Raw genomic sequence first — 24132 nt, forward strand, 5'->3', positions numbered from 1 at the left:
ACTATAGTTTATATATATGCTTTATCCCCTCTTTAACTCCATGTCTACGCACTGTTTATCATGTTACATATCACCTTGCATCAACTAAAAATCTTTGAGTCAGTTGCACGCCTCCTCAACTTCACACATGCGGCTGAAGAACTGCATTTAACCCAGCCGGCTGTTTCCATTCAGATCAAACGGCTCGAAGAAATGATTGCGCTGCCTCTGTTTGAACAGATAGGCAAGCGTACTCACCTGACTGAAGCCGGCAAGGAGCTTTATCATTACAGCCGCGGCATTACACAGCAACTGGCCGATATGGAACTGGCACTCGATGAATTGAAGGGGCTGGAACGCGGCAAGCTGAGCATCTCTGTTGTCAGTACCGCCAATTATTTTATCCCCAACCTGCTGGCTAAATTCTGCCAGCGCTACCCTGGCATTACTATCAGCCTGCATGTTTCCAATCGTGAAAACGTACTTAAGCAACTGTCGGACAACACCATGGATCTGGCGATCATGGGACAGCCACCGGAGGGGCTGGATATTACCGCCGAGTCTTTCATGGAAAATCCACTGGTCATCATTGCTCCTCCTGAACACACTCTCTGCAACCGGAAACAAATCCCGGTCAAGCAACTGGAACGGGAGATTTTTCTGGTCAGAGAACCCGGCTCAGGTACCAGAAACGCAATGGAACGGTTCTTTGCACAAGAGAAAGTCAATATCCAGAAAGGTATGGAAGCGGATACTGCAGAAGCTATCAAACAAGGCATACAAGCCGGAATGGGGCTGGGAATTATGTCACTCCACACCATTAGACTGGAGCTTGAGGCCGGACGCATAAAAATACTGGATATACAGGGCTTTCCCATCATGCGGTACTGGAACGTTGTCCACCAGAAAAACAAACGTCTCTCCAATGCCGCCAGCGTATTCAAACAATTCCTGCTGAATGAGGCCGCTGACCTTGTAGCGCTAAAGATACCACTGGTGTCAGAACAGACTGGTTAACCTCAAATCTGCGCACCACATATCTGCCTGAGCCTGCGTTAATCGAAACCACACCCCGTCCCTGAACCTTCCCGGCAACACAACCTAAAATTTACTTAAGAATTTTTCCGGTAACCCGTTTACTGAAAGACCTGAATCCAACCCGCAATATAAAAATTACTTAAGGAGTCAAGAAATGACGGATAAAAATCTCAGATTTTTGGTGGTGGACGATTTTTCAACCATGCGCAGAATCATTCGCAATCTGCTCAAAGATCTCGGTTTTAATAACGTTGAAGAAGCTGAAGATGGGGCTATGGCTTTGAAGAAATTACGTGACAGCAATTTTGATTTTGTCGTTTCCGACTGGAATATGCCCAATATGGATGGGCTGACCATGCTGCAAAATGTCCGTGCAGATGATGCGCTAAAGGATATACCTGTACTGATGGTTACTGCCGAAGCAAAAAAGGAAAATATTATTGCAGCAGCACAGGCGGGAGCAAACGGATACATCGTCAAACCTTTTACCGCTGCCACCCTGGATGAAAAACTGAACAAAATTATTCAGAATATGGCAGTACACGCATAAACGGTACCTTCTTATCGATCAACTAACAGGTATCAGCCACTAACATGAATAACAGCTTTGATACTGACAAGAAGGTTATCGATCACCTGGAGAGACTAACCAGAGTGCTGCATAGCTGCCTGTCTGAACTGGGCTACGATCAGCGCCTGCAGCTGGCAAGTCATGAAATATCCAGCAGCAAGGATGGTCTCAGCTACATTGTCAGCAAATCAGCACAAGCAGCCGAGAGCTCTCTCCAGGCAGTAGAAAATGCAAAACCCATTCTGAATAATCTGTCAGCAAATGCTGTCAGCCTGCACAAATTATGGAGCCAGATACCGGAAACAACGGTGGCCAGTATCGCAAACCAGCCAGTGCTGAATAACGCCCTCCAGCAGACACTGTATTTTCTGCATAATGTCCCTGATCAGGCAGCATCCACCCATTCCTACCTCACGGAAATTATGGTCGCACAGAATTTTCACGATCTGACAGGTCAGGTTATTCACAATATCTTTCGAACGATTGAAGCGATCGAACATGAAATGCTGCAGTTACTCATCGACAGCTCGGCCCAAAAAGAGGCTGCTGCCAAATCAAATAACAGTTTACTTAACGGGCCTGTCATCACTCCACAAAAACAGGGTGAAGTATTTGTTAACCAGGCACAGGTTGATGATTTACTGACTGAACTGGGTTTCTGAAGATGATTCACCGTGGAAACGGCCGATAAACGGAAACAGGTAGTGCAGAAGGACTGTTTTAATGATCGTAGAATGTAACAATTCCCGTATCCACGTCATACATCCCGCCAATCAAAGCAACTTCACCCTTATCGAGCATTTCTGCAATCACCTGGCTCCGCCTGGGAATTTCACCCATCACATAATGCACATTCAAACGCGCAATATTCTCCATAAACTCAGGATCAGAAGTATCAAAGCCACCCCTGCCGGATAATTCCCCATCCATAACAGGCTGTAACTTGTCTAACAAAGTTGTCAGATTGCCCAGCCTAACACCGTGACACGCGCCTTTGACGGCACCGCATTTGGTATGGCCCAATATCATAATAACCTTTGAACCGGCAAGACGACAGGCGAACTCCATGCTCCCCAGGATATCTTCGTTCAAAATGTTTCCGGCAATCCGGCAACTGAAAATATCTCCCAGCCCCTGGTCAAATATCAGCTCTGCTGAAGTACGCGAATCTATACAGCTCAGGATCAGAGCAAACGGAAACTGCCCTTCAGAAGTTTCATTGACCTGTTGCAGCAGATTCCGGTTCAGTTTCAGGTTACTGACAAAGCGCTGATTGCCGTCTTTCAGCAATTGTATCGCCTGCTCAGGTGACAGATGCGCAAGCATCTCTTTCGTAAGAGTTCTCATTTTCCGGTATTTTTCAGAAGAACCAGCACTGCACCACTGCCACCATGTTCTGGCAATGCCTGACAAAAAGCCAGCACATCCTGATGTTGCATCAGCCAGTTTCCTGTCAGTATTTTAAGTACCGGTTTACGGTTTTTTGAACCAAGCCCCCTGCCATGAATAATGCGCATACAGCGAAATCCCCGTGCAACACTCCTGTCCAGAAATACTGCGAGCAACCGGCAAGCTTCATTCCGATTCAGACCATGCAGATCAAGCTCACCCTGGACAGGCCAGTTTCCACAACGCAGCTTCCGCAGCATATTCCGCTGCAGACCTGAGCGGGCAAATGCCCAGTCTGCATTCTCCTCTGCTGAATCCGACTGCAGATCACCAGAAAAAGTATTGCGGCTATTCGGTAAAGTAAGGATATCAGGTAGCCGGGAAATCGGCTGACGCCCCGGATCCAAACGAGCGATCCTTCCATTTTGAGCAAGAGGTTTGACACCCTGCATCGCCTCACGAAACAGGGCAACATCATCACTGCTGATTATCTCAGCTGAGGTTTTTTTACCCTGCTCCCCCTGTAAATATGCTGCTGAAAAATTCACGATATATCAGGAGGATTTTTCCAGGTAACGCTCTGCATCCAGCGCCGCCATACAGCCAGTGCCTGCACTGGTAATCGCCTGGCGATAAATATGATCCTGCACATCGCCGGCAGCGAATACACCAGGCATACTGGTTGCGGTTGCATCACCCTCATTACCGCCTCGCGTCACGATATAACCGTTTTTCATTTCCAGTTGCCCCTGAAACAGGTCAGTATTCGGATGGTGCCCGATAGCGATGAACACCCCCTGCAATTCCAGATCACGCGCCGTACCATTCTGCGTATGGCGAATACGAATTCCGGTAACGCCGCCCTCATTGCCCTTCACTTCTTCCAGCACATGATCCAGCGCCAGCTCAATCCTGCCACTTGCCACCTTCTCCATCAGCTTGTCGATCATGATTTTCTCGGAGCGAAATTTGTCACGCCGATGCACTACTGTCACCTTACGGGCAATATTCGAGAGATACAGCGCTTCCTCCACTGCAGTATTTCCTCCGCCAATCACCGCCACATCCTGGTTTTTATAGAAAAAACCATCACATGTCGCACAGGCAGAGACCCCTTTCCCCATGAAGGCTTCTTCGGAAGGCAGACCCAGGTATTTTGCTGAAGCCCCTGTCGCAATAATCAGCGCATCACAGGTGTAAGTACCCTGATCACCAACCAGTGCAAATGGCTTTTCCGCCAGTCTGGCTGTATGAATATGGTCGAAAATGATTTCTGTCTGAAAGCGTTCGGCATGTTTCAGAAAACGCTCCATCAACTCCGGTCCCTGCACACCTTCCGCATCTGCCGGCCAGTTATCCACATCAGTTGTTGTCGTAAGTTGACCACCTTGCGCCATCCCGGTAATCAGCACCGGCTTAAGGTTGGCACGCGCAGCATATACAGCGGCTGTATAGCCGGCGGGGCCGGATCCAAGAATAAGTAACTTGCAATGTCTGGTTGTTGTCATAATTAAATGAAGTTATCAGGTTAAATTTTCAGAAATAACGGTGCTGGCAACAGGCTACAAAAGGCGTTGTTCCACCCAGCCAGCCACACTTGCCAGCGCCTGCGGCAGATTTTCCGGGGTTGTGCCCCCCGCCTGCGCCATATCAGCGCGCCCGCCACCTTTTCCACCGACCTGCTGTGCAACAAAATTGATTAAATCGCCAGCTTTAAGTTCTGCTGTCAGATCATCCGTCACACCGGCAATCAGTGCCACTTTACCGCCCTCGATCGTCCCCAGCACCACCACACAGGATTTCAGCCGGTTTTTGAAATTATCCAGTGTTTCACGCAAGGTTTTGACACTGACATTTTCCAGTGGCGCAGCCAGTACCTGAACTCCCCTGATTTTCTGCACCTGTTCAATGAGTGAACCACTTTGTATACCGGCAAGTTTCGATCGCAATGCGGCAATCTCTTTTTCCATTTGCCGGACATTGTCCAGAATCTGGGAAAGTTTCAGCACAGCTTCCTGTGGTGCTGCTTTAAGTACATCAGAAACCTGCAGCAACTGCTGTTCCTGTTGCTGCGTATAAACCAGCGCCGCATCGCCTGTCAGTGCTTCTATCCGACGAACCCCTGCCGCCACACCGGATTCGGCAACGATACGAAAAAAACCGATGTCACCGCTGTGGCCTACATGCGTACCGCCACACAGTTCCGTTGAGAAATCACCCATTGCCACCACACGCACCGTGTCGCCGTATTTCTCGCCAAATAAAGCCATGGCACCCTGCTTGACAGCATCGTCATAGGCCATGAGTTGTGTGGCAACTTCGTGATTTCTGCGTATCTGGGCATTAACAAGCATTTCCACCTGATGAATTTCGTTTGCCTGCATAGCGCCGTTATGTGAAAAATCAAAACGTAATCTGCCGGCATCCACCAGCGATCCTTTCTGCATGACATGGGTGCCCAGCACCTGGCGCAATGCCGCATGCAGCAAATGGGTCGCCGAGTGGTTATAGGCTGTACTGGTTCGTGCCACCTGATCTACTTTGGCAAGTATCCGATCCCCTACTGCCATCCGGCCACTGCTCAACACCCCATGGTGACCAAATACGCCGGCCTGAATTTTCTGGGTATCTTTCACAGCGAATGTGCCATCACTTGACAACAGTTCTCCGCTGTCACCCGCCTGCCCGCCCGATTCCGCGTAAAAAGGGGTCTGGTCAAGGACGATCACAGCATCATCACCCGCCTCGATGAAATTTACCCGACTGCTCTGTTTATATAGCGCCAGAATCCGGGCTTCATGCTGCAGCGTGTCATAGCCGTGAAACTCGGTTGGCTGCCCGACATACTCCAGCCCTGTTTGCATGGTAAATTTGCCACTGGCACGCGCCCGGTCACGCTGCTGCGCCATACATACCTCAAACCCGGCCATATCGATTACGACACCCCGCTCCCGGGCGATATCTGCCGTCAGATCAACCGGAAAACCAAATGTATCGTAGAGACGAAAAACAACCTCCCCCGAAAGCATGTCATTTCCCCGGGATAATGCCGTTTCCAGCACTTCCATACCATTTTCCAGTGTTTCGGCAAAACGCTCTTCTTCCTGCCTGATAACACCGGTTACCTGTTTTCTGGCAGCCACCAGTTCCGGGTAAGCCTGCCCCATAACATCAACCAGATCATCCACCAGCAGATGAAAGAACGGCTGCTTCCGGCCCAACCGGTATCCGTGACGAATAGCGCGACGAAGAATGCGCCGCAATACATAACCCCGCCCCTCATTGCCGGGAATCACTCCATCGGTAATCAGAAAAGCACAGGAGCGGATATGGTCTGCTATCACCCTGAGTGAATTGTTTGATAACTCCCGGGTGCCGGTAACTCTGGCTGCTGCTTCAATTAAACTGCGAAACAGATCAATTTCGTAATTGCTGTGCACCTGCTGCATGACCGCCGCGATCCGCTCCAGCCCCATGCCGGTATCCACCGATGGTTTGGGCAGGGGATGCAGTTTGCCACCGGCATCACGGTTATATTGCATAAATACCAGATTCCAGATCTCAATATAGCGGTCACCATCCGCGTTCTCTGATCCCGGGGGGCCGCCCGCCACCCCAGGTCCGTGATCATAAAAAATCTCGGAACAAGGGCCGCAGGGGCCGGTATCCCCCATCTGCCAGAAATTATCCGATGTTGCGATACGTACCAGACGGGAAGGAGCAATTCCGATTTCATTCAGCCAGATATCCGCTGCCTCATCATCCTCCGCATATACCGTTGCCCACAGCTTTTCCTGAGGAATATTCAACAACCCGGTCAAAAACTCCCAGGCGAACAAAATGGCATTACGCTTGAAATAATCCCCGAAACTGAAATTACCCAGCATTTCAAAGAAAGTATGGTGCCGCGCGGTATAACCCACATTTTCCAGATCATTATGCTTGCCACCGGCACGCACACAACGCTGCGCACTGACTGCCCGCACATAAGCACGCCTGTCCTGGCCGAGAAACACATCTTTGAACTGCACCATGCCCGCATTGGTAAACAGCAGGGTGGGATCATTCCCCGGTACTAACGGGCTGGATGGCACGATGACATGCCCGTGCGCCTCAAAAAATTCAAGAAATTTCTGTCTGATTTCACTGCTTTTCATATCAATACCTTCTATGCAACCGTTATCGGAATATAGCTATCCAATACAACCCATCTGGCTAATCTTCCGTTTCACGGGCATCGGACAAAATTTTACTTATTACCTCGGAAGGAAAACCCTTCCCGGCCAGGTAACGGATCTGCTTTCCCCGTTCTCCCGGTGTAGATGGAGCAGTGCCAAATTTTCTGCACCACAGCGCGTGCGCACTGGAAAATTCCGTCTGCCGAAAATTTTCCAGTGCGGCCTCAATCAGGTGATCGGCAATCCCCTTGGTCTGCAGCTCATGGCGTATCCGTCTGCTTCCATATTTGCGGCTGCGTGCGTGAAGAATCTGCTCGACCGCTCTTTCATCTGACAGCAGCTTGCTCTGCTCAAGCCGATCAAGCGTATCTTTTAACTCATCAGAAAACCGCGCATGACAGGATAATTTTTTTTCCAGCTCGCAGCGCGAATATTCCCGCCGGGCAAGATACCCCAGCGCCCGGGTATAAAGATTCATTCTTACTCACCGGCAGCCGTCGGAGTTACCCGGTTATCCATTTCGACCAGGCCGACGGCTGCGCGTATTTTCTGCTCAATTTCACGCGCAATCTCTTTATGTTCCTTCAGATAATCGCGTACATTATCTTTGCCCTGCCCTATTTTTTCACCATTGTAAGAGTACCAGGCACCTGCTTTCTCAATCAGTTTATGCAGCACACCCAGTTCGATAATCTCGCTTTCACGCGAAATCCCCTCACCATACAAAATGTCAAAATCGGCCTGCTTGAATGGTGGTGCGACTTTATTCTTGACAACCTTGACCCGGGTTTCATTCCCGACCACTTCTTCACCACGCTTGATAGAACCTGTACGGCGAATATCCAGGCGTACGGATGCATAAAACTTCAGCGCATTTCCTCCCGTAGTTGTTTCAGGATTACCAAACATCACACCAATCTTCATACGTATCTGGTTGATGAAAATCACCATCGTGTTGGCACGTTTGATGTTTGCAGTCAGCTTGCGCAGTGCCTGTGACATGAGCCTTGCCTGCAGCCCCATCTGCGGCTCCCCCATTTCTCCCTCGATTTCAGCACGAGGTGTCAGCGCTGCAACCGAGTCAACCACGACAACATCAACCGATCCGGAGCGCACCAGCATATCGGTGATTTCCAGTGCCTGTTCCCCGTTATCCGGCTGAGAAATCAGCAGATCCTGAACATTGACACCGATTTTTCGGGCATATTGCGGATCCAGCGCATGCTCTGCGTCAATAAAGGCAGCTGTTCCACCCAGTTTTTGCATTTCAGCAATCACCTGCAGTGTCAGTGTGGTTTTACCCGAAGATTCCGGACCGTAAATCTCGATGACACGTCCGCGCGGAAGCCCGCCCACACCCAGTGCAATATCCAATCCAAGCGAACCGGTAGACACCACCTGAATATCTTTAGCCACATCGCTGTCACCCAACCGCATGATCGAACCCTTGCCGTACTGCTTCTCAATCTGGGCAAGTGCTGCGGAAAGGGCCTTATTTTTATTTTCATCCATAATTATTCCCGAAAAAAGCAGAGCGAAATTATCGCATATTCAATCTGTAAAAAATGCGATCTGGCGTCAATCACCCCGAATCACTTACATTATCACGTCAAAATCCCCAAAAATTTCAAGCGGCCAGCCGGTGTGGGATATAATCCCCGACAAATCGTAAATACAGAACAGCTGGTTTCCCGGATCTGCCAACAGCAGCCCATCATAGACGGAAACAGACAGGAAATTTTCGGTACGTATCTGCAGGGACAGGGTTACCCCCAATAACATTCAAGGAGACAATCATTCGTATCATCCTACTGGGTGCACCAGGTGCGGGCAAAGGCACACAAGCCAATTTCATCCGCGAACACTTTTCCATCCCGCAAATTTCTACCGGTGACATTCTCCGCAGCGCTGTAAAAGCAGGCACAGAACTAGGCATGATGGCAAAAAAAATCATGGAATCCGGTGCCCTGGTCCCGGATGAAATCATCATTAACCTGGTACGCAAACGGATTGAAGAACCTGATTGTGCCAATGGCTTTCTGTTTGATGGCTTTCCCCGCACCATCCCCCAGGCCAATGCTCTCAAAACAGCAAATGTGCACATAGACTATGTCGTTGAAATCGACGTACCCGATGCGGAAATCATTAAACGCCTGTCCGGGCGCCGCGTACATCTGGCATCAGGCCGGACTTACCATGTCGAATTCAACCCACCGGCTGTGGCTGATCAGGATGACGTCACCGGCGAGCCCCTGATTCTGCGCGATGATGATCGTGAAGAAACCATACGTAAACGACTTCAGGTCTATCACGACCAGACCCTGCCACTTGTTGGATATTACCTTGAATGGTCAAACAGCAGCGATCCAGCTGCACCGAATTACGTCAGGATTGCCGGGACCGGCAGCGTGGAAGCCATACAGAAAAATATTATCACTGCGCTGAAACAGGATAAATAAGGACTTATCCGGAACCGTTACCCGGCTCTTGAAGACAACAATTTTGATCAACCAGGAGGTGGAAAATGGCTGTAAAAAATGCGTTCTATGCTCAATCTGGCGGTGTCACTGCTGTAATCAATGCTTCAGCGGCGGGTTTGCTGGAAACCGCCCGCGCCTGTTCCGACAAAATCGGCAAAATCTACGCCGGACGTAACGGCATTATCGGAGCGCTGACAGAAGATCTTATTGATACCAGTGCTGAATCTGCTGAATCTATCCGGGCGTTACGCCACACACCATCCGGGGCATTTGGTTCCTGCCGCTACAAACTGAAAAGCCTGGAAGACAACCGGCGTGAATACGAACGGCTGATCGAAGTATTCAAAGCGCATGATATCGGCTATTTTTTTTACAACGGCGGGGGCGATTCAGCCGATACCTGTCTGAAGGTCTCGCAACTTGCCGGCACACTTGGCTATCCGGTTCAGGCAATTCATGTACCCAAAACGGTTGATAATGATCTTCCTGTTACAGACTGCTGCCCGGGGTTCGGCTCAGTTGCCAAATATATTGCCGTTTCCATGCTGGAGGCCAGCTTTGATGTAGCCAGCATGGCCAAAACCTCCACCAAAGTATTTATTCTGGAAGTCATGGGCCGTCATGCAGGCTGGATTGCAGCCGCAGGCGGACTGGCTTCCAGCCGGGATCGTGAAGTACCGGTTGTTATCCTGTTCCCGGAAATCGTTTTTGACCAGGAAAAATTTCTGGCAAAAGTAGACGATTGTGTCAAAAAACACGGTTATTGCACGGTTGTTGTATCTGAAGGTGTAAAAGGTGCTGATGGCAAATTTCTGTCAGATCAGGGATTACGCGATGCTTTCGGACATGCCCAGTTAGGTGGGGTCGCACCAGTAATCGCAAATATCGTCCGAAACGGACTGGGATTAAAATATCACTGGGGGGTGGCTGATTATCTGCAACGTGCGGCACGACATATTGCCTCCCGCACAGATGTGGAACAGGCCTATGCCATGGGCAAAGCCGCGGTGGAATATGCGATTGCCGGACATAATTCGGTTATGCCGACTATCAACCGCATCTCCAATTCGCCCTATGCCTGGAAAACCGGCATGGTTGAGCTTTCCAAAGTAGCCAATGTGGAAAAAATGATGCCGGGAGACTTCATCAGCGCAGATGGTTTTGGTATCACGGATCAATGTCGTGAATACCTCAGCCCGCTGATTGAGGGAGAAGATTACCCTCCATATAAACACGGGCTGCCCGACTATGTCAGGCTGAAAAATGTGGCAGTACCCAAAAAACTGGCTGAATTTAAAATTTAATCTGTTTTGTTTTTTGGCAGCAAGAGCATATAAAATATGCGTTTAGGCTGTTCATAATTTCGATTGTGGATTTGATGCGGGGCCGTCAGGCCTGGTTCCGCATGTATATATAGGGTGGTCTGATTTTAACTGGAGTTCTTTATGGCAAACGGTTTAACGATTGCAATCTGCAGCGCGATACTTGCCCTGATTTTTAGTGGCCTGTGGATTCGGCGTATTTACGCACAATCTGCAGGTGATTCACGCATGCAGGAAATTGCAGCCGCCGTACAGGAAGGTGCGTCGGCTTATCTCAAGCGACAATATCTGACAATTGGCATGGTGGGTACGGTTTTATTCATCATCATCGGCCTGGCACTTTCCTGGAATACAGCCATTGGTTTCGCCCTGGGCGCGACACTCTCCGGTCTGGCCGGCTTCCTGGGCATGAATGTCTCGGTTCAGTCCAATGTACGGACAGCCGAAGCCGCACGCAGCGGACTGAATGAAGCCCTGGCCATTGCCTTTCGTGGCGGTGCTGTTACCGGGATGCTGGTCGTTGGACTCGGATTGCTGGGTGTGGCCGGCTACACCGCACTGCTGGTCAGTGGTGCAGATGAATCCAGCAATATCAGTAATCTTATCCACCCGCTAATTGGTTTTGCTTTTGGCGGCTCACTGATTTCAATTTTTGCACGGCTGGGTGGCGGTATTTTCACCAAAGGTGCAGACGTTGGTGCTGATCTGGTAGGTAAAGTTGAAGCAGGTATTCCTGAAGACGACCCGCGCAATCCTGCAGTCATTGCAGATAACGTGGGTGACAACGTGGGAGACTGCGCAGGGATGGCTGCTGACCTGTTCGAAACCTACGCGGTTACAATTATTGCCACCATGCTGCTGGGTGCACTGCTGTTCAAAACAGGGACAGACGGCGCCGCTGTTTACCCGCTTGCGCTGGGTGCGACGTCCATCATTGCCTCGATCATCGGCTGCTACTTCGTCAAGATGCGTGAAGGCGGCAAGATCATGAACGCCCTGTATCGCGGGCTGGCAGTTGCCGGCGGCATTGCTTTTTTCACCTACCTTCCCATTACAGTATGGTTCATGGGGGGAGCAACTCTGACACTGGATGGCTCGGAAATTGCCGGCGGTGACCTGATCATGCGTCTGTTTGCCTGTACTACCGTTGGCCTGGTGCTGACCGGACTGATGGTTATCATCACTGAATACTATACTTCCACTGAATATCCGCCGGTACAGCATATTGCCAATGCTTCCACTACCGGACATGCCACCAACATCATCGCCGGCCTGGGTGTCGGAATGCGCGCTACCGCAGCACCTGTCCTGGCAGTATGTGCAAGTATTATTGTCGCTTACTCGCTCGCTGGCCTTTACGGTATTGCGATCGCTGCAACCGCGATGTTATCCATGACCGGAATTATTGTTGCGCTGGATGCTTACGGTCCGATCACCGACAATGCCGGCGGTATCGCCGAGATGTCAGGTATGCCTGAGTCTGTGCGCGCTATCACCGACCCGCTGGATGCGGTTGGCAACACCACCAAGGCTGTTACCAAAGGGTACGCTATCGGCTCTGCCGGTCTGGCTGCCCTGGTCCTGTTTGCCGATTATACCCATGGCCTGGAGCATGCCGGCAAGCTGATGTCTTTTGATTTATCCAACCACCTGGTTATCATCGGGCTGTTTATCGGCGGGATGGTTCCCTTCCTGTTTGGCGCTATGTCGATGGAAGCAGTCGGTCGTGCAGCCGGTTCTGTGGTACTGGAAGTACGCCGTCAGTTCAAGGAAATCCCCGGAATCATGGATGGCACACACAAACCGGATTACTCTCGCGCAGTCGATATGCTGACCAAGGCCGCTATCCGTGAGATGATCGTTCCGTCTCTGCTGCCTGTTCTGATCCCTGTGCTGGTTGGTGTTTTCCTTGGTCCGCAAGCGCTGGGGGGCGTACTGATGGGCTCAATCGTTACCGGTCTGTTCATTGCCATCTCCATGACTGCCGGTGGCGGCGCATGGGATAATGCCAAGAAATATATCGAAGACGGGAATTATGGTGGCAAAGGCAGCGATGCTCACAAGGCTGCGGTTACGGGCGATACGGTTGGCGACCCTTACAAGGATACCGCCGGTCCGGCCATTAACCCGCTGATTAAGATTATCAATATCGTTGCGTTGCTGATTATCCCTCTGCTGTAACCGGAAATCAGATTTCACCACCAGAAAGGCCCGCCAGATTTGGCGGGCCTTTCTGTATCCTGCAAAAAATCACCATTCAGCAATGAAGCACCCCGGTTATTCGTACTGTCCTGTCTGATTGACCTGATTGCCGCGACAAGCATGAAGCAGCGCACCAGTACTCTTCGGTACCGGTAGTCAGTAAATAACATCGCTTCTCCGGATAAAATGATCAGCATGAAACGATAGCAGGGATAATTTACGCAATAATCATCATTCATATGTTTCATCCCGCTGTTTCGGTGTTTTCTGCAAGCAATTATGCTCATACCAGCCGATTCAGCTTCTGACCTGACAGTCATCCTGCGCCTGATAACTATCCGGAGTCATGATTGGTAATATCTGAAAACGCCGACAATAAACCAGCTCACTCTGTGCACACACCGATGATGCAGCAGTACCTGCGAATCAAGGCACAGCATGCCGATAAGCTGCTGTTTTATCGTATGGGAGATTTTTATGAACTGTTCTATGAAGATGCTGAAAAAGCTGCAAAATTGCTGGATATCACCCTCACCCAGCGTGGCACTTCTGCCGGGGAGCCAATCAGGATGGCAGGAGTACCATTCCACGCAGCTGAGCAGTACCTGGCCAGACTGGTAAAACTGGGTGAATCCATCGCCATTTGTGAGCAGATCGGCGATCCCGCTGCCAGTAAAGGGCCGGTGGAACGACAGGTCATCCGCATCATTACCCCCGGGACGCTGACAGATGCCGGGTTGCTGGAAGAATACAACAACAGCATTGTGCTGGCACTGGCACCGCATCATGGTCTGATTGGACTGGCCTGGCTCAATCTGGCTGCGGGTGATATGCGCGTACTGGAAACTTCCGTCGATCATCTGGCAAATGAGCTGGAGCGCCTGCATCCGACAGAAATCCTGTTACCGGAATCACTGGATCTGCCAGTAATGCTGAATCATGTTATCCCTCCCAGACGTTTACCTGACCGGCAATTTGATTATGAACATGCCGTGCAGCAGCTTACCCGGCAATTTGGCACCCGCGACCTGACTGCTTTCGGTTGTGAGGAGCTGCATGCGGCCATCATGGCTGCTGGTGCGCTGTTCGAATACATCAAGCTGACCCAGCAAACTGCAGCAGATGAGTCAGCCGGACAGTTACTCAGTCATCTGCAGACATTACAGGTAGAGCGGCAAGATGCCTATTTACGCATGGACGCTGCCACCCGTCGCAACCTGGAAATCACACAGACGCTGCGCGGAGAAGACGCGCCCACCCTGTCCTCTCTGCTGGATACCTGTTCGACCAGCATGGGCAGCCGGTTACTGCGGCACTGGCTGCACCACCCGCTACGCAACCGGATTACGCTACAGCAGCGACTTAATGCTGTTTCTGATTTGATGCATACGGAATCAGGCACTCTCTATACCGGCATCCGGACACCACTTAAACAAATTGCCGATATCGAGCGCATCACCAGCCGAATCGCCTTACGGTCAGCCAGGCCTCGTGATTTATCCGGCCTGCGTGACAGCCTGACAACATTGCCCACCATCACCGGACTGATTGCAACTTCAGCAGCTGCGGCTATCCAGCGATTTGTTTCCACCATGCGACCGGATACTGCACTCGTATCATTACTTGTCCGCGCATTGCAGCCTGTACCCGGTATCGTTATTCGTGAAGGGGGTGTGATTGCTGATGGCTACGATGTCGAGCTGGATGAGTTACGTGCCTTGCAGGAAAACTGCAGCGAATTCCTGTTGGAACTGGAAACCCGGGAACGCGAACGTACCGGAATCCCGAATCTGAAGGTGGAATACAACCGGGTACATGGTTTTTACATCGAAGTAACCCGCACACATGGAGAAAAAATTCCTCCGGACTACCGCCGCAGACAGACTCTGAAAAATGCAGAACGCTACATCATTCCTGAATTACAGGTATTTGAGCATAAAACACTGTCAGCACGTGAGCAGGCACTGGCTCGGGAAAAAATGCTGTACGAGCAGTTACTGGAACAACTGGCGGATTTCATCACCTCTCTGCAGGAAATTGCCCGTTCTGTTGCTGAACTGGATGTCCTGTGCGCCTTTGCCCACCGGGCAGATCTTTCCGGCTATATCAAACCGGTGTTTACTGATGATCCGGTTCTGGACATTACAGCTGGCCGGCACCCCGTGGTGGAAAACCAGGTGGAGCACTATATTGCCAACGATGTACAGCTTGGCGCCATTACACGCGAGGGGCGGCAAATGCTGATTATTACCGGGCCCAATATGGGGGGTAAATCCACCTACATGAGACAGACCGCACTGATTGTCCTGCTGGCACACTGCGGCTGCTTTGTTCCGGCAAAAATTGCACGCATCGGACCTGTCGATCAAATTTTTACCCGGATTGGTGCAGCTGATGATCTGGCAGGAGGGCGCTCCACTTTCATGGTGGAAATGACAGAAGCTGCCAGTATTTTACGTAACGCAACCGCACAAAGTCTGGTGCTGGTTGATGAAATTGGCCGGGGTACCTCAACGTTTGACGGACTTGCGCTGGCTTTTGCGATTGCCCGTTATCTGCTTACCCGTAACCGGAGCTATACCCTGTTTGCCACTCACTACTTTGAACTCATCCGGCTTGCTGAAGAATTCCCGCAGGCAGTTAATGTTCACGTTACTGCTGTAGAACACAAGAAACGCATCGTTTTTCTGCACCGGATAGAAGAAGGCCCTGCCAGCCGAAGTTACGGACTGCACGTTGCCGCGCTGGCAGGTGTACCGGATAACGTGATCAGGAGTGCCGGAAAAATCCTGGCGGGACTGGAGCAGGAAACGCTCAGCAAAAATCCTCAGCAAACTTTATTTGGCATAATCGGAGCAAACGAGGAAGCTGCCCCGGCTTCCATACACCCGGCACTCGACTATCTTACGCAGATTAACCCTGATGAACTCACACCCCGGGAAGCACTGGAACAGCTTTATCTGATCAAATCGATGCTTGGCCAGACAGACTGATCAATGTTCATGGCCATGCGGCCCATGTACATGCCCGTGCGACAGCTCTTCCGCTGTTGCCTGGCGTACTTCGGTCACCGTACATTCAAACTGAAAAGCCATACCGGCATAGGGGTGGTTACCATCCACAACCACAACATCGTCAGTGATTTCTTTCACGGTGTAGATATAGAAATCATCTGAATCTTCCTCCCCGCCTTCAAACTGCATCCCGACAGCCACTTCTTCCGGGAAAGCGCTGCGCGGCTCAACCCGCATCAGCTCTTCATCATACTCACCAAAAGCATCTTCCGGTTCCATCTGTAAAGATAAAGTAGCTCCGGCCTCTTTATCATGCAACGCCTCTTCCACCGCTGGAAATATACCGTCATACCCGCCATGCAGATAGCTGATAGGCTCCTCGGTTTCTTCCATTACATTGCCTTCCAGGTCAATCATTTTATAGTGGAGCGACACTACCGTATTTTTTACTATGCGCATGTTTTATGCCTGAATCAGGCTTCCTTGTAGTTAATAAAAATTGCTCAAAATCACGATACAGCTTTCCCGGAACACGGCGCAAAACTCTTACGATGGACATTGGTTATCCCGTGTAAGCGAATTGCTTCCAGGTGCATTCTGGTAGGGTAGCCTTTATGCCGATCAAAACCGTAGACCGGATAAATTTCATGCAATCGCAGCATTTCAGCATCCCTCGCTGTTTTGGCGAGTATCGATGCGGCTGAGATTTCTGCCACCAGGCTGTCACCTCGAACAATTGCCTGCACTTCATAATCCAGTTTGGGTTTCTGGTTGCCGTCCACCAGAATCAACGTGTCTGGTGCCGGCAGCAGACTGATTACAGCTCGTTGCATGGCAAGCAGACTGGCCTGCAGGATATTCAGCTGATCTATTTCCTCAACTGAAGCAATCGCAACTGCCCATGCACGAGCACGTTGTTTGATCTGATCAGCCAGACCAGTCCGTTTCTTCTCACTTAACTGTTTGGAATCTGCCAGTCCATCAATCCTGTCTGCCGGATCAAGCACCACACAGGCAGCATAAACCGGCCCGGCCAACGGCCCCCTGCCGGCTTCATCCACGCCATAGACAACCTTCCCGACAGGATAAACCCAACTGTGGCCGGCACCCGCCCTGGTAACTCCCGGGCGGGCTGATGATTGAATCAAACGGCCCTTGCGGTACACATCAGCTGGGCTTCAGTGACAAGCTGGCCATCCACTTCCGCACAGGCTGAATACTTCCAGATTCCCTTAAGCTGACGGGTAATTTCAACCTTTAACACCAGCTGATCACCGGCAATAACTGGTTTTTTGAACCGTACTGCATCAATACCAACGAAGTAGTACACCTGCCCATTATCCTTTTCCATGTTTTCTGACCGGATGGTCAGCAAAGCTGCTGCCTGCGCCAGTGCTTCAACAATCAGTACGCCCGGCATAACCGGGTGATGAGGGAAATGTCCGGAAAAATAAGGTTCGTTGATGGAAACATTCTTGTACGCATGAATTCGTTTGCCTGATTCCAGGGAAACCACCCGGTCAACCAGGATCAGTGGATAACGATGCGGCAGGTATTTCAGTATTTCATGAATATCCATCATGACGTTCTATTTCTCCGTTTCATAGTTGCAGGCATAAATTTATGGCTTACCGGCGACAGATTCCTGTGCGTTCAGCGCTTTGATAACCTGATCAGTAATATCAATACGTGCACTTCGATAAACTGAATCCTGCAACTGCAGAATCAGGTCATACGAATACTTTTTTGCCAGTTCATTGATCACCTGATTGGTACGTTCCAGAATCAGGCCATATTCTTCGTTCTGACGCAAACTCAAGTCTTCCCGTATCTGTTGCTGCGCACGCTGATACTGGCGGCTAAGTCCGGCAAGATCACGCTCTTTCAGGCGCCGCCCTTCCTCATCAGCAATACCCGTCCCCTTCTCCAGTTCCTGCTGTAATGCTCTGATCCGGACCGAAAGCTCTCTGATCCGGGTTTCTCGTACCTGAAACTCTTTTTCGATTTTTTTCTGTGCAGCAACAGCAGGCATGGATTCCCGTAAAATCTTCTCTGTATTGACTACACCGATTTTTATCTCTTCAGCGTACAGATAAGCGGGTAAAGTCAGAATTAATGTAACAGCAAATATACTCATGAACTGAGCAGATATCTGTTGCAAACGTTTATTCAGCAGGTTTTTCATAGCTTTTAATCAACTTCCCGGCCCAATCAGAATGTTTGGCCAAACTGAAACTGGAAGCGTTGCAGCTTATCACCCGACTGATTATTGAGTGGCTGCGCAACGCTGAATTTAAGTGGCCCCATGGGTGAAATCCAAGTAGCCGCCAATCCTGCAGAATAGCGAAAATCATCAAACCCCAGTCCGGAGAATGAATTAACAATTGTTCCTCCATCCGCAAACGCGCTCAGACGAACCGATTTATCTTCCTTCATGAAAGGTACCGGGAAAAGCAGTTCGATATTACCCACGATACGTTTACTGCCACCGAGTACCCTGTTATCGCTGTCACGCGGGCCAAGCGTATTGATGTTATATCCGCGAACCGAGTTGAAACCACCGGCAAAGAAATTTTTAAAGAATGGGAGCTGTCTGCCGGAATAGCCGTCTCCAACCCCCACTTCACCATTCAGCATCAGCGTAAACATCTTGGTAACAGGAAAGAACCAGCGCTGCTCATAGCTGATTTTGTAATACTTCAAATCGCCGACCGGCAGGCCAAATTCACCAAACAGCCGCTGTGTCAGCCCGGATGTTGTCCAGATAGCACTGTCACGGCGATCACGTGCCCAGCTCAGGGTGATGGGAAGGTTATTGGAAGATTTACCAAACTGGTCAACGAAATCTCTAAAACGCTGCGGGCTGTCATCACGCAAGTGAATGACAGTATGTTCAGCCCCCAGCCCCAGAGAAACGATATCATTTTCAGCGACGGGAATACCAAACCGTATATTGGCACCGGTTGTATCAGTATTGAACATACCCACACTGCTCAATGAACGGGTGTTGATATCACGTTTGAATGCTTCCAGACCGAGGCTTATCCCGTTAATCGTATAGTAGGGATTATTGAACGAAGCAGAAATAACCTTGTTAACGCTACCGGTATTTACCTGTAAGCTCAGAAAGTTACCGGTCCCCAGAATATTGTTCTGGGCGATTGATCCGTTCAGAATGATCCCTTCACGATCCGAATAACCGGCACCAAACATGATTGCCCCGGTTGGTTTCTCAGCCACATTGACATTGATATCCACCTGATCCGGCACATCGGCAACTGGGGGCGTTTCAACATTCACACTGGTAAAAAAATCCAGTCTGTCTACCCGTTGTCTGGAACGGTTGATCTGTTCGGTCGAGTGCCAGGCTCCCTCCATTTGCCGGAATTCACGGCGAATCACCTCATCCCGGGTACGCTCATTACCACTGATATTAATACGTCTGACATAGACCCGGCGCCCCGGATCAATAAAGAAAGTAAATGCCGTCTTACGGGTCTCCTTATCCAGTTCAGGTGAAGCGTTCACATTGGCAAATGCGTAACCATCATTCCCCAGCCGATCGCTGATCAGCTTGATTGATTCAGTCAGTTTCTCGCGAACAAATATTCCGCCCGGCTCAAGTTTGATCAGTTTACGCAGCTCTTCTTCCGGGACCAGCAGTTCACCGGCCAGTTTAATATCAGATACCGTATATTGAGGGCCTTCGGTAATGTTGACCGTAATATAAATATCTTTCATATCCGGTGTAATCGAAACCTGTGTAGATTCGATATTAAATTCCAGGTACCCCCGGTCAAGATAATAAGAGCGCAGCGTCTCAAGATCTGCCGATAATTTTTGCTTTGAATACTGATCATCCTTGGTAAACCAGGTCATAAACCCCGGCGTTTTAAGGCTGAATAAACCGATCAGGTCCTCTTCGGGAAAAATGTGGTTGCCAACAATATTAATTTGTTTGATGCGGGCTGTTTTGCCTTCCTTAATATCAAAATTGATACCAATACGGTTACGCTCCAGCGGAGTTGTTGTCGTGGTAATTTTAACGGCATACTTGCCGCGGCTGATGTATTGGCGCTTCAGCTCCTGTTCCGCCTTTTCCAGCAGGGAGCGGCTGAAAATACGGGATTCTGATAAACCCGCCTGTTTCAAGCCTTCCTTCAGTTTTTCCTTATCGAACTCCTTGGCGCCATTGATACTGATTTGCGCAATCGCCGGACGTTCCTGAATCTGTACAATCAGCAGATCCCCTTCATATTTCAGTTTCACATCGCTGAAAAAGCCTGTTGCGTATAAAGCCTTGATTGCTGCACTGGCTTTTTTACTGTCAAGCACATCCCCGACTTTTACAGGCAGATAACTGAACACTGTTCCGGCCTCGGTACGCTGGATACCCTCCACCCGTATATCCCGAACCACGAAAGATTCCTCTGCCATACATCCCATTGAATAGAGAGAAAAGAGCAATATCAAAAACCTGAATTTCATGGTCATTCAGAAACCAGACGAAGCAGATCATTATGGACTGCGTACACCATCAGTGTGATCAGGAGAACCATCCCAATCTGATGGCCGATTTGCATGATTTTTTCGGACAACGGCACTCCTCTCGCCAGTTCGATCAAATAGTACATCAGGTGCCCGCCATCCAGAACCGGGATCGGCAGGAGATTCAACACCCCCAGACTGATGCTGATTAACGCCAGAAAACCCAGATAGGCAGTCAGCCCCATTTGGGCCGACTGGCCGGCGTAGTTTGCGATCGTAATTGGCCCGCTGATATTTTTTAGTGAAACATCACCTGTGACCATCTTGCCAAGCATACGCAAGGTAAAATATGACATTTCCCAGGTTTTAGTTACGGCTTTATTCAGGGCAGCCATCGGAGAGTAGCGGGTTTTTACCAGTAACCCCTCCAGGATTTCGTGTTTGACTTCTGGTGCAATACCAGCTTTACCGATTCGGGAATTGCCCTCAGATACTGCTTCAGGCTGTAATGACAAACCAAGTACCAGCCCGTCCCGCATTACTTCAATCGAGAGGGTATGCCCGGGACTTGAACGTATGGCTTCCACGACACCTTCCCAAGCCACAATCTGCTTCCCATTTATTGTCAGAATCCTGTCACCGGGCTTAAAGCCTGCACGCTCAGCCGCCCCTTCTGCCATCACCTGACCGATCACCGGGTCAATTACCGGCTGATAAGCATGCAACCCTAATTTCCCCAAAAAATCATTTTCAAGTTCATCCGGACCAATGCTGCTCAAATCAAGTTTGAGGTGGCGTGTAATCCCGCTTTCGCCAGATACGGCAATCCTGACACCGGCATTTTTATCTACCGCATTATCCAATAATTGCAGGCGTGCTTCCTGCCAGGTGGTGATTGCCTGATCGTTGATTCCGGTAATGGTATCTCCACTTCTGAAGCCGGCTGATGCAGCCGGCGTCGCTGGCCCGATCTCCCCCAGCACGGGTTTTATGCCATTGACTCCAAGCATGAAAAGCAACCAGTACAACAGAATAGCCAGCAGGAAATTGGCAACGGGTCCCGCTGCCACAATTGCAAAGCGTTTGGAAACAGACTGGCGATTAAATGCACGCGGGAGCTCTTCAACCGGCACCTCCTCTTCATGCTCATCCAGCATCTTGACATAGCCACCGAGCGGGATCGCCGCAACGACCCATTCGGTTTGATCTTTACCAAGCCGTTTTTTGAAAAAAGGCCGACCAAACCCGAGCGAGAAGCGTAAAACCTTGACACCACACCAGCGGGCCACCAGATAATGGCCGAGTTCGTGGAAGGCTATCAGTAAACCAAGCGCCGTTACAAAGGCAAGAATCGTTGAAAGCACTGTCATGTCAGAATAAATACGTTACCTGTTTTATTGGCCAATGCTGCAGGAAGGTGACTCTACTGACTGCCCCGCATTCTGCCGGAAGTTACTGGAAAGCCATTCGTGCGCCGATTCACGTGCCTGCCGGTCAGCCCTGAGTACGCTTTCCAGATCGGGAGTATCCTGTTTTTCAGTTGACTTCATCACGTGCTCAATCATCACAGGGATTGCAGTAAACGGTATCCTGCCAGCCAGAAAAATTTCAACAGCCACTTCATTGGCAGCATTCAGCACTGCAGGCATGTTACCTCCTGCTGCAAGTGCTTCATATGCGAGCCCGAGACAGGGAAATCGCCTGAAATCCGGCTCTTCAAAATCAAGCCGTGCCACTTTGAACATATCCAGAGATTGCACACCGCTCTCCATTCTTTCAGGGTAACTCAGCGCATGAGCGATTGGTGTACGCATATCAGGATTACCAAGCTGGGCAAGTACTGAGCCATCAATATATTCGACCATTGAATGTATGACACTCTGCGGGTGGATAACCACCTGAATTTTCTCAGGATCAGCATTAAACAGCCAGTGTGCTTCAATGACCTCAAGCCCTTTGTTCATCATGGTGGCTGAGTCAACTGATATTTTCCTGCCCATTACCCAGTTGGGATGTGCGCAGGCCTGTTCCGGAGTTACTGTTTCCAGTATTGCCAGATCTGCCGTACGGAAAGGTCCGCCCGAAGCTGTCAGCAATATCCGGCGCACCCCTGAGCCAGACAGATCCCCATTGAAATGACGTGGCAGGGATTGAAAAATTGCATTATGTTCACTGTCAATCGGCAATAAAGTCGCATGATGCTGCCTGACGGCATCCATAAAAACCTTCCCTGCCATTACCAGTGTTTCCTTGTTAGCCAGAAGAATATGCTTGCCTGATTGAGCGGCAGAAAGCGTGGGCCGAATACCGGCAGCTCCAACGATTGCAGCCATCACTGTATCAATTTCAGGCAGGGATGCCACTTTCTCCAGTGATTCAATACCTGAAAGTACAATGGTGGCCAGACCTGTCACCCGCAATTTATCCTCCAGCTGTTCAGCACTCCGGGCATTGAGCATAACTGCATATGAGGGATGAAATCGCATGCACTGCTCAAACATCTTTTCAACATTCCGGTCAGCGGTCAACGCAACCACCCGATACTGATCAGGATGCCTGGCTACCACATCCAGCGTGCTTTCACCAATACTGCCGGTCGATCCTAAAATGGTCAAATGACGGGTTTTAATCATGATTCAGTCGAATAAAATAAGATAGCCGCAAGGGTGGCAACAGGCAGGACCGGTAACAGTGCATCGATACGATCCAGCACCCCGCCATGACCGGGAAGTATATTGCCGCTATCCTTGACACCCGCTTGCCGTTTTAAGAGTGATTCATACAGATCACCCGCTATTCCCAGCACAGCAAGTACAAGCAGCAGGGGGATAAGCCAGCCTATCAGTGCCTGACCTTTATTGACCGAATAAAACCAGATCAGTGCATAAATCAATACACTGACTACTGCCCCGGCCACTCCCTCCCAGGTTTTTCCCGGACTGATCCGAGGTGCAAGTTTATGTTTTCCACAGGAACGTCCGGTGAAATAGGCAGCGCTGTCAGAAATCCAGACTACCCCCATAATCCCAAGTAATAACAGCGGATCTATTGCACGGAGCTGGTAAAGCGACAGGCATGCCGGCAGCAGAACCAGCCAGCCGGCTGACATAAACGCCCATGGATTATGAATTGATCGGACCGTTGCCAGCTGGAACGGTACGGCCAGCAGCCAAAAAACAGCTGATATGCCGTAAAACCAGACCATAGAAGAATCTGCCGGATTCCTGGAAAACACTACACTGGCTTCAAATAACAGCTCCCCCCCCAGCACAGTGGTAAAAATCATATAAAGAACTGTCTGATTCACAGAAAGCTGCCCCAGACGACACCACTCTCTCGTCGCAGCAATCGTCAACCCCAAGAGTAATGCAGCCCAGAAAATATCTGGCAGATAAAATAATGCCGCCAGAAAGGCGGACAATAATACGAATGCGGTAAGTAATCGGGTACTAAGCATGGACGGGCAAGCCC

General features: G+C 50.1%; 22 protein-coding genes. 7 read left to right on the top strand and 15 right to left on the bottom strand.

From position 1 onward, the window contains the following. The first annotated feature begins 60 nt into the window (after nt 1-60). The 3 genes from IT527_RS02390 (at nt 61) to IT527_RS02400 (ending at nt 2250) form a co-directional block, all read left to right on the top strand. A complete protein-coding gene (locus IT527_RS02390) occupies nt 61-996 on the top strand; it encodes a LysR family transcriptional regulator (RefSeq protein WP_292966039.1) in 936 nt (311 codons plus the stop codon). A 175-nt stretch (nt 997-1171) separates the two neighbouring features. Then, nucleotides 1172-1567, top strand: coding sequence for a chemotaxis response regulator CheY (cheY, locus tag IT527_RS02395; protein ID WP_292966042.1), 396 nt, complete (start codon nt 1172-1174; stop codon nt 1565-1567). Between the two features lie 44 nt (nt 1568-1611). Further along, nucleotides 1612-2250 (top strand): protein phosphatase CheZ, encoded by a 639-nt coding sequence (locus tag IT527_RS02400; protein WP_292966045.1) that lies wholly within the window; start codon nt 1612-1614, stop codon nt 2248-2250. Between the two features lie 58 nt (nt 2251-2308). On the opposite strand, the gene IT527_RS02405 is transcribed toward IT527_RS02400, so the two are convergent. Genes IT527_RS02405 through recA form a run of 6 tightly spaced genes read right to left on the bottom strand, consistent with a single transcriptional unit; the run spans nt 2309 to nt 8667 of the window. Continuing rightward, nucleotides 2309-2935, bottom strand: a complete 627-nt coding sequence (locus tag IT527_RS02405; protein ID WP_292966048.1) for a carbonic anhydrase family protein — start codon at nt 2933-2935, stop codon at nt 2309-2311. Beyond that, nucleotides 2932-3525: a Smr/MutS family protein gene (locus IT527_RS02410; protein ID WP_292966051.1), complete on the bottom strand. Its 594-nt coding sequence runs from the start codon at nt 3523-3525 to the stop codon at nt 2932-2934. The genes IT527_RS02405 and IT527_RS02410 overlap by 4 nt, the downstream gene beginning before the upstream one ends. A 6-nt stretch (nt 3526-3531) precedes the next feature. Next, nucleotides 3532-4485, bottom strand: coding sequence for a thioredoxin-disulfide reductase (trxB, locus tag IT527_RS02415; RefSeq protein ID WP_292966054.1), 954 nt, complete (start codon nt 4483-4485; stop codon nt 3532-3534). Between the two features lie 54 nt (nt 4486-4539). Beyond that, nucleotides 4540-7134: an alanine--tRNA ligase gene (gene alaS / locus IT527_RS02420; RefSeq protein WP_292966057.1), complete on the bottom strand. Its 2595-nt coding sequence runs from the start codon at nt 7132-7134 to the stop codon at nt 4540-4542. Between the two features lie 58 nt (nt 7135-7192). Beyond that, the gene (gene recX / locus IT527_RS02425; protein ID WP_292966060.1) at nt 7193-7633 is read right to left on the bottom strand and encodes a recombination regulator RecX; all 441 of its coding nucleotides are present in this window, start codon (nt 7631-7633) and stop codon (nt 7193-7195) included. A 2-nt stretch (nt 7634-7635) separates the two neighbouring features. Then, nucleotides 7636-8667, bottom strand: a complete 1032-nt coding sequence (gene recA / locus IT527_RS02430) for a recombinase RecA (RefSeq protein ID WP_292966063.1) — start codon at nt 8665-8667, stop codon at nt 7636-7638. 284 nt (nt 8668-8951) lie between these two features. Between recA and adk the strand changes: the two genes are divergently transcribed. The 3 genes from adk to IT527_RS02445 all read left to right on the top strand — a co-directional run bounded on the left by adk (nt 8952) and on the right by IT527_RS02445 (nt 13138). Further along, the gene (adk, locus tag IT527_RS02435; RefSeq protein WP_292966220.1) at nt 8952-9614 is read left to right on the top strand and encodes an adenylate kinase; all 663 of its coding nucleotides are present in this window, start codon (nt 8952-8954) and stop codon (nt 9612-9614) included. 65 nt (nt 9615-9679) lie between these two features. Beyond that, nucleotides 9680-10939, top strand: coding sequence for a 6-phosphofructokinase (locus IT527_RS02440; RefSeq protein ID WP_292966065.1), 1260 nt, complete (start codon nt 9680-9682; stop codon nt 10937-10939). Between the two features lie 141 nt (nt 10940-11080). After that, nucleotides 11081-13138, top strand: a complete 2058-nt coding sequence (locus IT527_RS02445) for a sodium-translocating pyrophosphatase (protein ID WP_292966067.1) — start codon at nt 11081-11083, stop codon at nt 13136-13138. 14 nt (nt 13139-13152) lie between these two features. Here the strand turns inward: IT527_RS02445 and IT527_RS02450 are convergent, their stop codons facing one another. Then, nucleotides 13153-13398: a hypothetical protein gene (locus IT527_RS02450; RefSeq protein WP_292966070.1), complete on the bottom strand. Its 246-nt coding sequence runs from the start codon at nt 13396-13398 to the stop codon at nt 13153-13155. 165 nt (nt 13399-13563) lie between these two features. Here IT527_RS02450 and mutS point away from each other — a divergent pair, with 165 nt between their 5' ends. Next, the gene (gene mutS / locus IT527_RS02455) at nt 13564-16152 is read left to right on the top strand and encodes a DNA mismatch repair protein MutS (RefSeq protein WP_292966223.1); all 2589 of its coding nucleotides are present in this window, start codon (nt 13564-13566) and stop codon (nt 16150-16152) included. Here mutS and IT527_RS02460 read toward each other — a convergent pair whose 3' ends face one another. The 8 genes from IT527_RS02460 to IT527_RS02495 all read right to left on the bottom strand — a co-directional run bounded on the left by IT527_RS02460 (nt 16153) and on the right by IT527_RS02495 (nt 24118). Beyond that, nucleotides 16153-16632 (bottom strand): peptidylprolyl isomerase, encoded by a 480-nt coding sequence (locus IT527_RS02460; protein ID WP_292966073.1) that lies wholly within the window; start codon nt 16630-16632, stop codon nt 16153-16155. It lies immediately after the preceding gene. Nucleotides 16633-16682: 50 nt separating this feature from the next. Next, on the bottom strand, nt 16683-17234 hold the full coding sequence (gene rnhB / locus IT527_RS02465) for a ribonuclease HII (RefSeq protein WP_292966225.1): 552 nt from the start codon (nt 17232-17234) through the stop codon (nt 16683-16685). A gap of 83 nt (nt 17235-17317) precedes the next feature. Continuing rightward, nucleotides 17318-17752 (bottom strand): 3-hydroxyacyl-ACP dehydratase FabZ, encoded by a 435-nt coding sequence (gene fabZ, locus IT527_RS02470; RefSeq protein WP_292966228.1) that lies wholly within the window; start codon nt 17750-17752, stop codon nt 17318-17320. A 42-nt stretch (nt 17753-17794) separates the two neighbouring features. Continuing rightward, nucleotides 17795-18358, bottom strand: coding sequence for an OmpH family outer membrane protein (locus IT527_RS02475; protein ID WP_292966075.1), 564 nt, complete (start codon nt 18356-18358; stop codon nt 17795-17797). A 26-nt stretch (nt 18359-18384) separates the two neighbouring features. Next, nucleotides 18385-20661: an outer membrane protein assembly factor BamA gene (bamA, locus tag IT527_RS02480; RefSeq protein WP_292966230.1), complete on the bottom strand. Its 2277-nt coding sequence runs from the start codon at nt 20659-20661 to the stop codon at nt 18385-18387. Nucleotides 20662-20663: 2 nt separating this feature from the next. Further along, nucleotides 20664-22031, bottom strand: a complete 1368-nt coding sequence (gene rseP / locus IT527_RS02485; RefSeq protein ID WP_292966077.1) for an RIP metalloprotease RseP — start codon at nt 22029-22031, stop codon at nt 20664-20666. 24 nt (nt 22032-22055) lie between these two features. After that, nucleotides 22056-23294 carry a 1-deoxy-D-xylulose-5-phosphate reductoisomerase gene (gene ispC, locus IT527_RS02490; protein WP_292966080.1) on the bottom strand — a complete coding sequence of 413 codons (1239 nt, stop codon included), beginning with the start codon at nt 23292-23294 and terminating at the stop codon, nt 22056-22058. Continuing rightward, entirely contained in the window at nt 23291-24118 is an 828-nt protein-coding gene (locus tag IT527_RS02495) for a phosphatidate cytidylyltransferase (RefSeq protein ID WP_292966083.1), read from the bottom strand. Before IT527_RS02495 ends, ispC begins: the two co-directional genes overlap by 4 nt. Nucleotides 24119-24132: the final 14 nt, after the last annotated feature.

It is taken from the genome of Nitrosomonas sp. (assembly GCF_020852615.1).
GTDB lineage: Bacteria > Pseudomonadota > Gammaproteobacteria > Burkholderiales > Nitrosomonadaceae > Nitrosomonas.

Excerpts from the sequence above, each read along its gene's own strand:
- IT527_RS02390 (WP_292966039.1), top strand. The coding sequence starts at position 61 with ATGTTACATATCACCTTGCATCAACTAAAAATCTTTGAGTCAGTTGCA.
- cheY (WP_292966042.1), top strand. The coding sequence starts at position 1,172 with ATGACGGATAAAAATCTCAGATTTTTGGTGGTGGACGATTTTTCAACC.
- IT527_RS02400 (WP_292966045.1), top strand. The coding sequence starts at position 1,612 with ATGAATAACAGCTTTGATACTGACAAGAAGGTTATCGATCACCTGGAG.
- IT527_RS02405 (WP_292966048.1), bottom strand. The coding sequence starts at position 2,935 with ATGAGAACTCTTACGAAAGAGATGCTTGCGCATCTGTCACCTGAGCAG.
- trxB (WP_292966054.1), bottom strand. The coding sequence starts at position 4,485 with ATGACAACAACCAGACATTGCAAGTTACTTATTCTTGGATCCGGCCCC.
- alaS (WP_292966057.1), bottom strand. The coding sequence starts at position 7,134 with ATGAAAAGCAGTGAAATCAGACAGAAATTTCTTGAATTTTTTGAGGCG.
- recX (WP_292966060.1), bottom strand. The coding sequence starts at position 7,633 with ATGAATCTTTATACCCGGGCGCTGGGGTATCTTGCCCGGCGGGAATAT.
- recA (WP_292966063.1), bottom strand. The coding sequence starts at position 8,667 with ATGGATGAAAATAAAAATAAGGCCCTTTCCGCAGCACTTGCCCAGATT.
- IT527_RS02440 (WP_292966065.1), top strand. The coding sequence starts at position 9,680 with ATGGCTGTAAAAAATGCGTTCTATGCTCAATCTGGCGGTGTCACTGCT.
- IT527_RS02445 (WP_292966067.1), top strand. The coding sequence starts at position 11,081 with ATGGCAAACGGTTTAACGATTGCAATCTGCAGCGCGATACTTGCCCTG.
- IT527_RS02450 (WP_292966070.1), bottom strand. The coding sequence starts at position 13,398 with ATGAATGATGATTATTGCGTAAATTATCCCTGCTATCGTTTCATGCTG.
- mutS (WP_292966223.1), top strand. The coding sequence starts at position 13,564 with ATGATGCAGCAGTACCTGCGAATCAAGGCACAGCATGCCGATAAGCTG.
- IT527_RS02460 (WP_292966073.1), bottom strand. The coding sequence starts at position 16,632 with ATGCGCATAGTAAAAAATACGGTAGTGTCGCTCCACTATAAAATGATT.
- fabZ (WP_292966228.1), bottom strand. The coding sequence starts at position 17,752 with ATGGATATTCATGAAATACTGAAATACCTGCCGCATCGTTATCCACTG.
- IT527_RS02475 (WP_292966075.1), bottom strand. The coding sequence starts at position 18,358 with ATGAAAAACCTGCTGAATAAACGTTTGCAACAGATATCTGCTCAGTTC.
- bamA (WP_292966230.1), bottom strand. The coding sequence starts at position 20,661 with ATGAAATTCAGGTTTTTGATATTGCTCTTTTCTCTCTATTCAATGGGA.
- rseP (WP_292966077.1), bottom strand. The coding sequence starts at position 22,031 with ATGACAGTGCTTTCAACGATTCTTGCCTTTGTAACGGCGCTTGGTTTA.
- ispC (WP_292966080.1), bottom strand. The coding sequence starts at position 23,294 with ATGATTAAAACCCGTCATTTGACCATTTTAGGATCGACCGGCAGTATT.
- IT527_RS02495 (WP_292966083.1), bottom strand. The coding sequence starts at position 24,118 with ATGCTTAGTACCCGATTACTTACCGCATTCGTATTATTGTCCGCCTTT.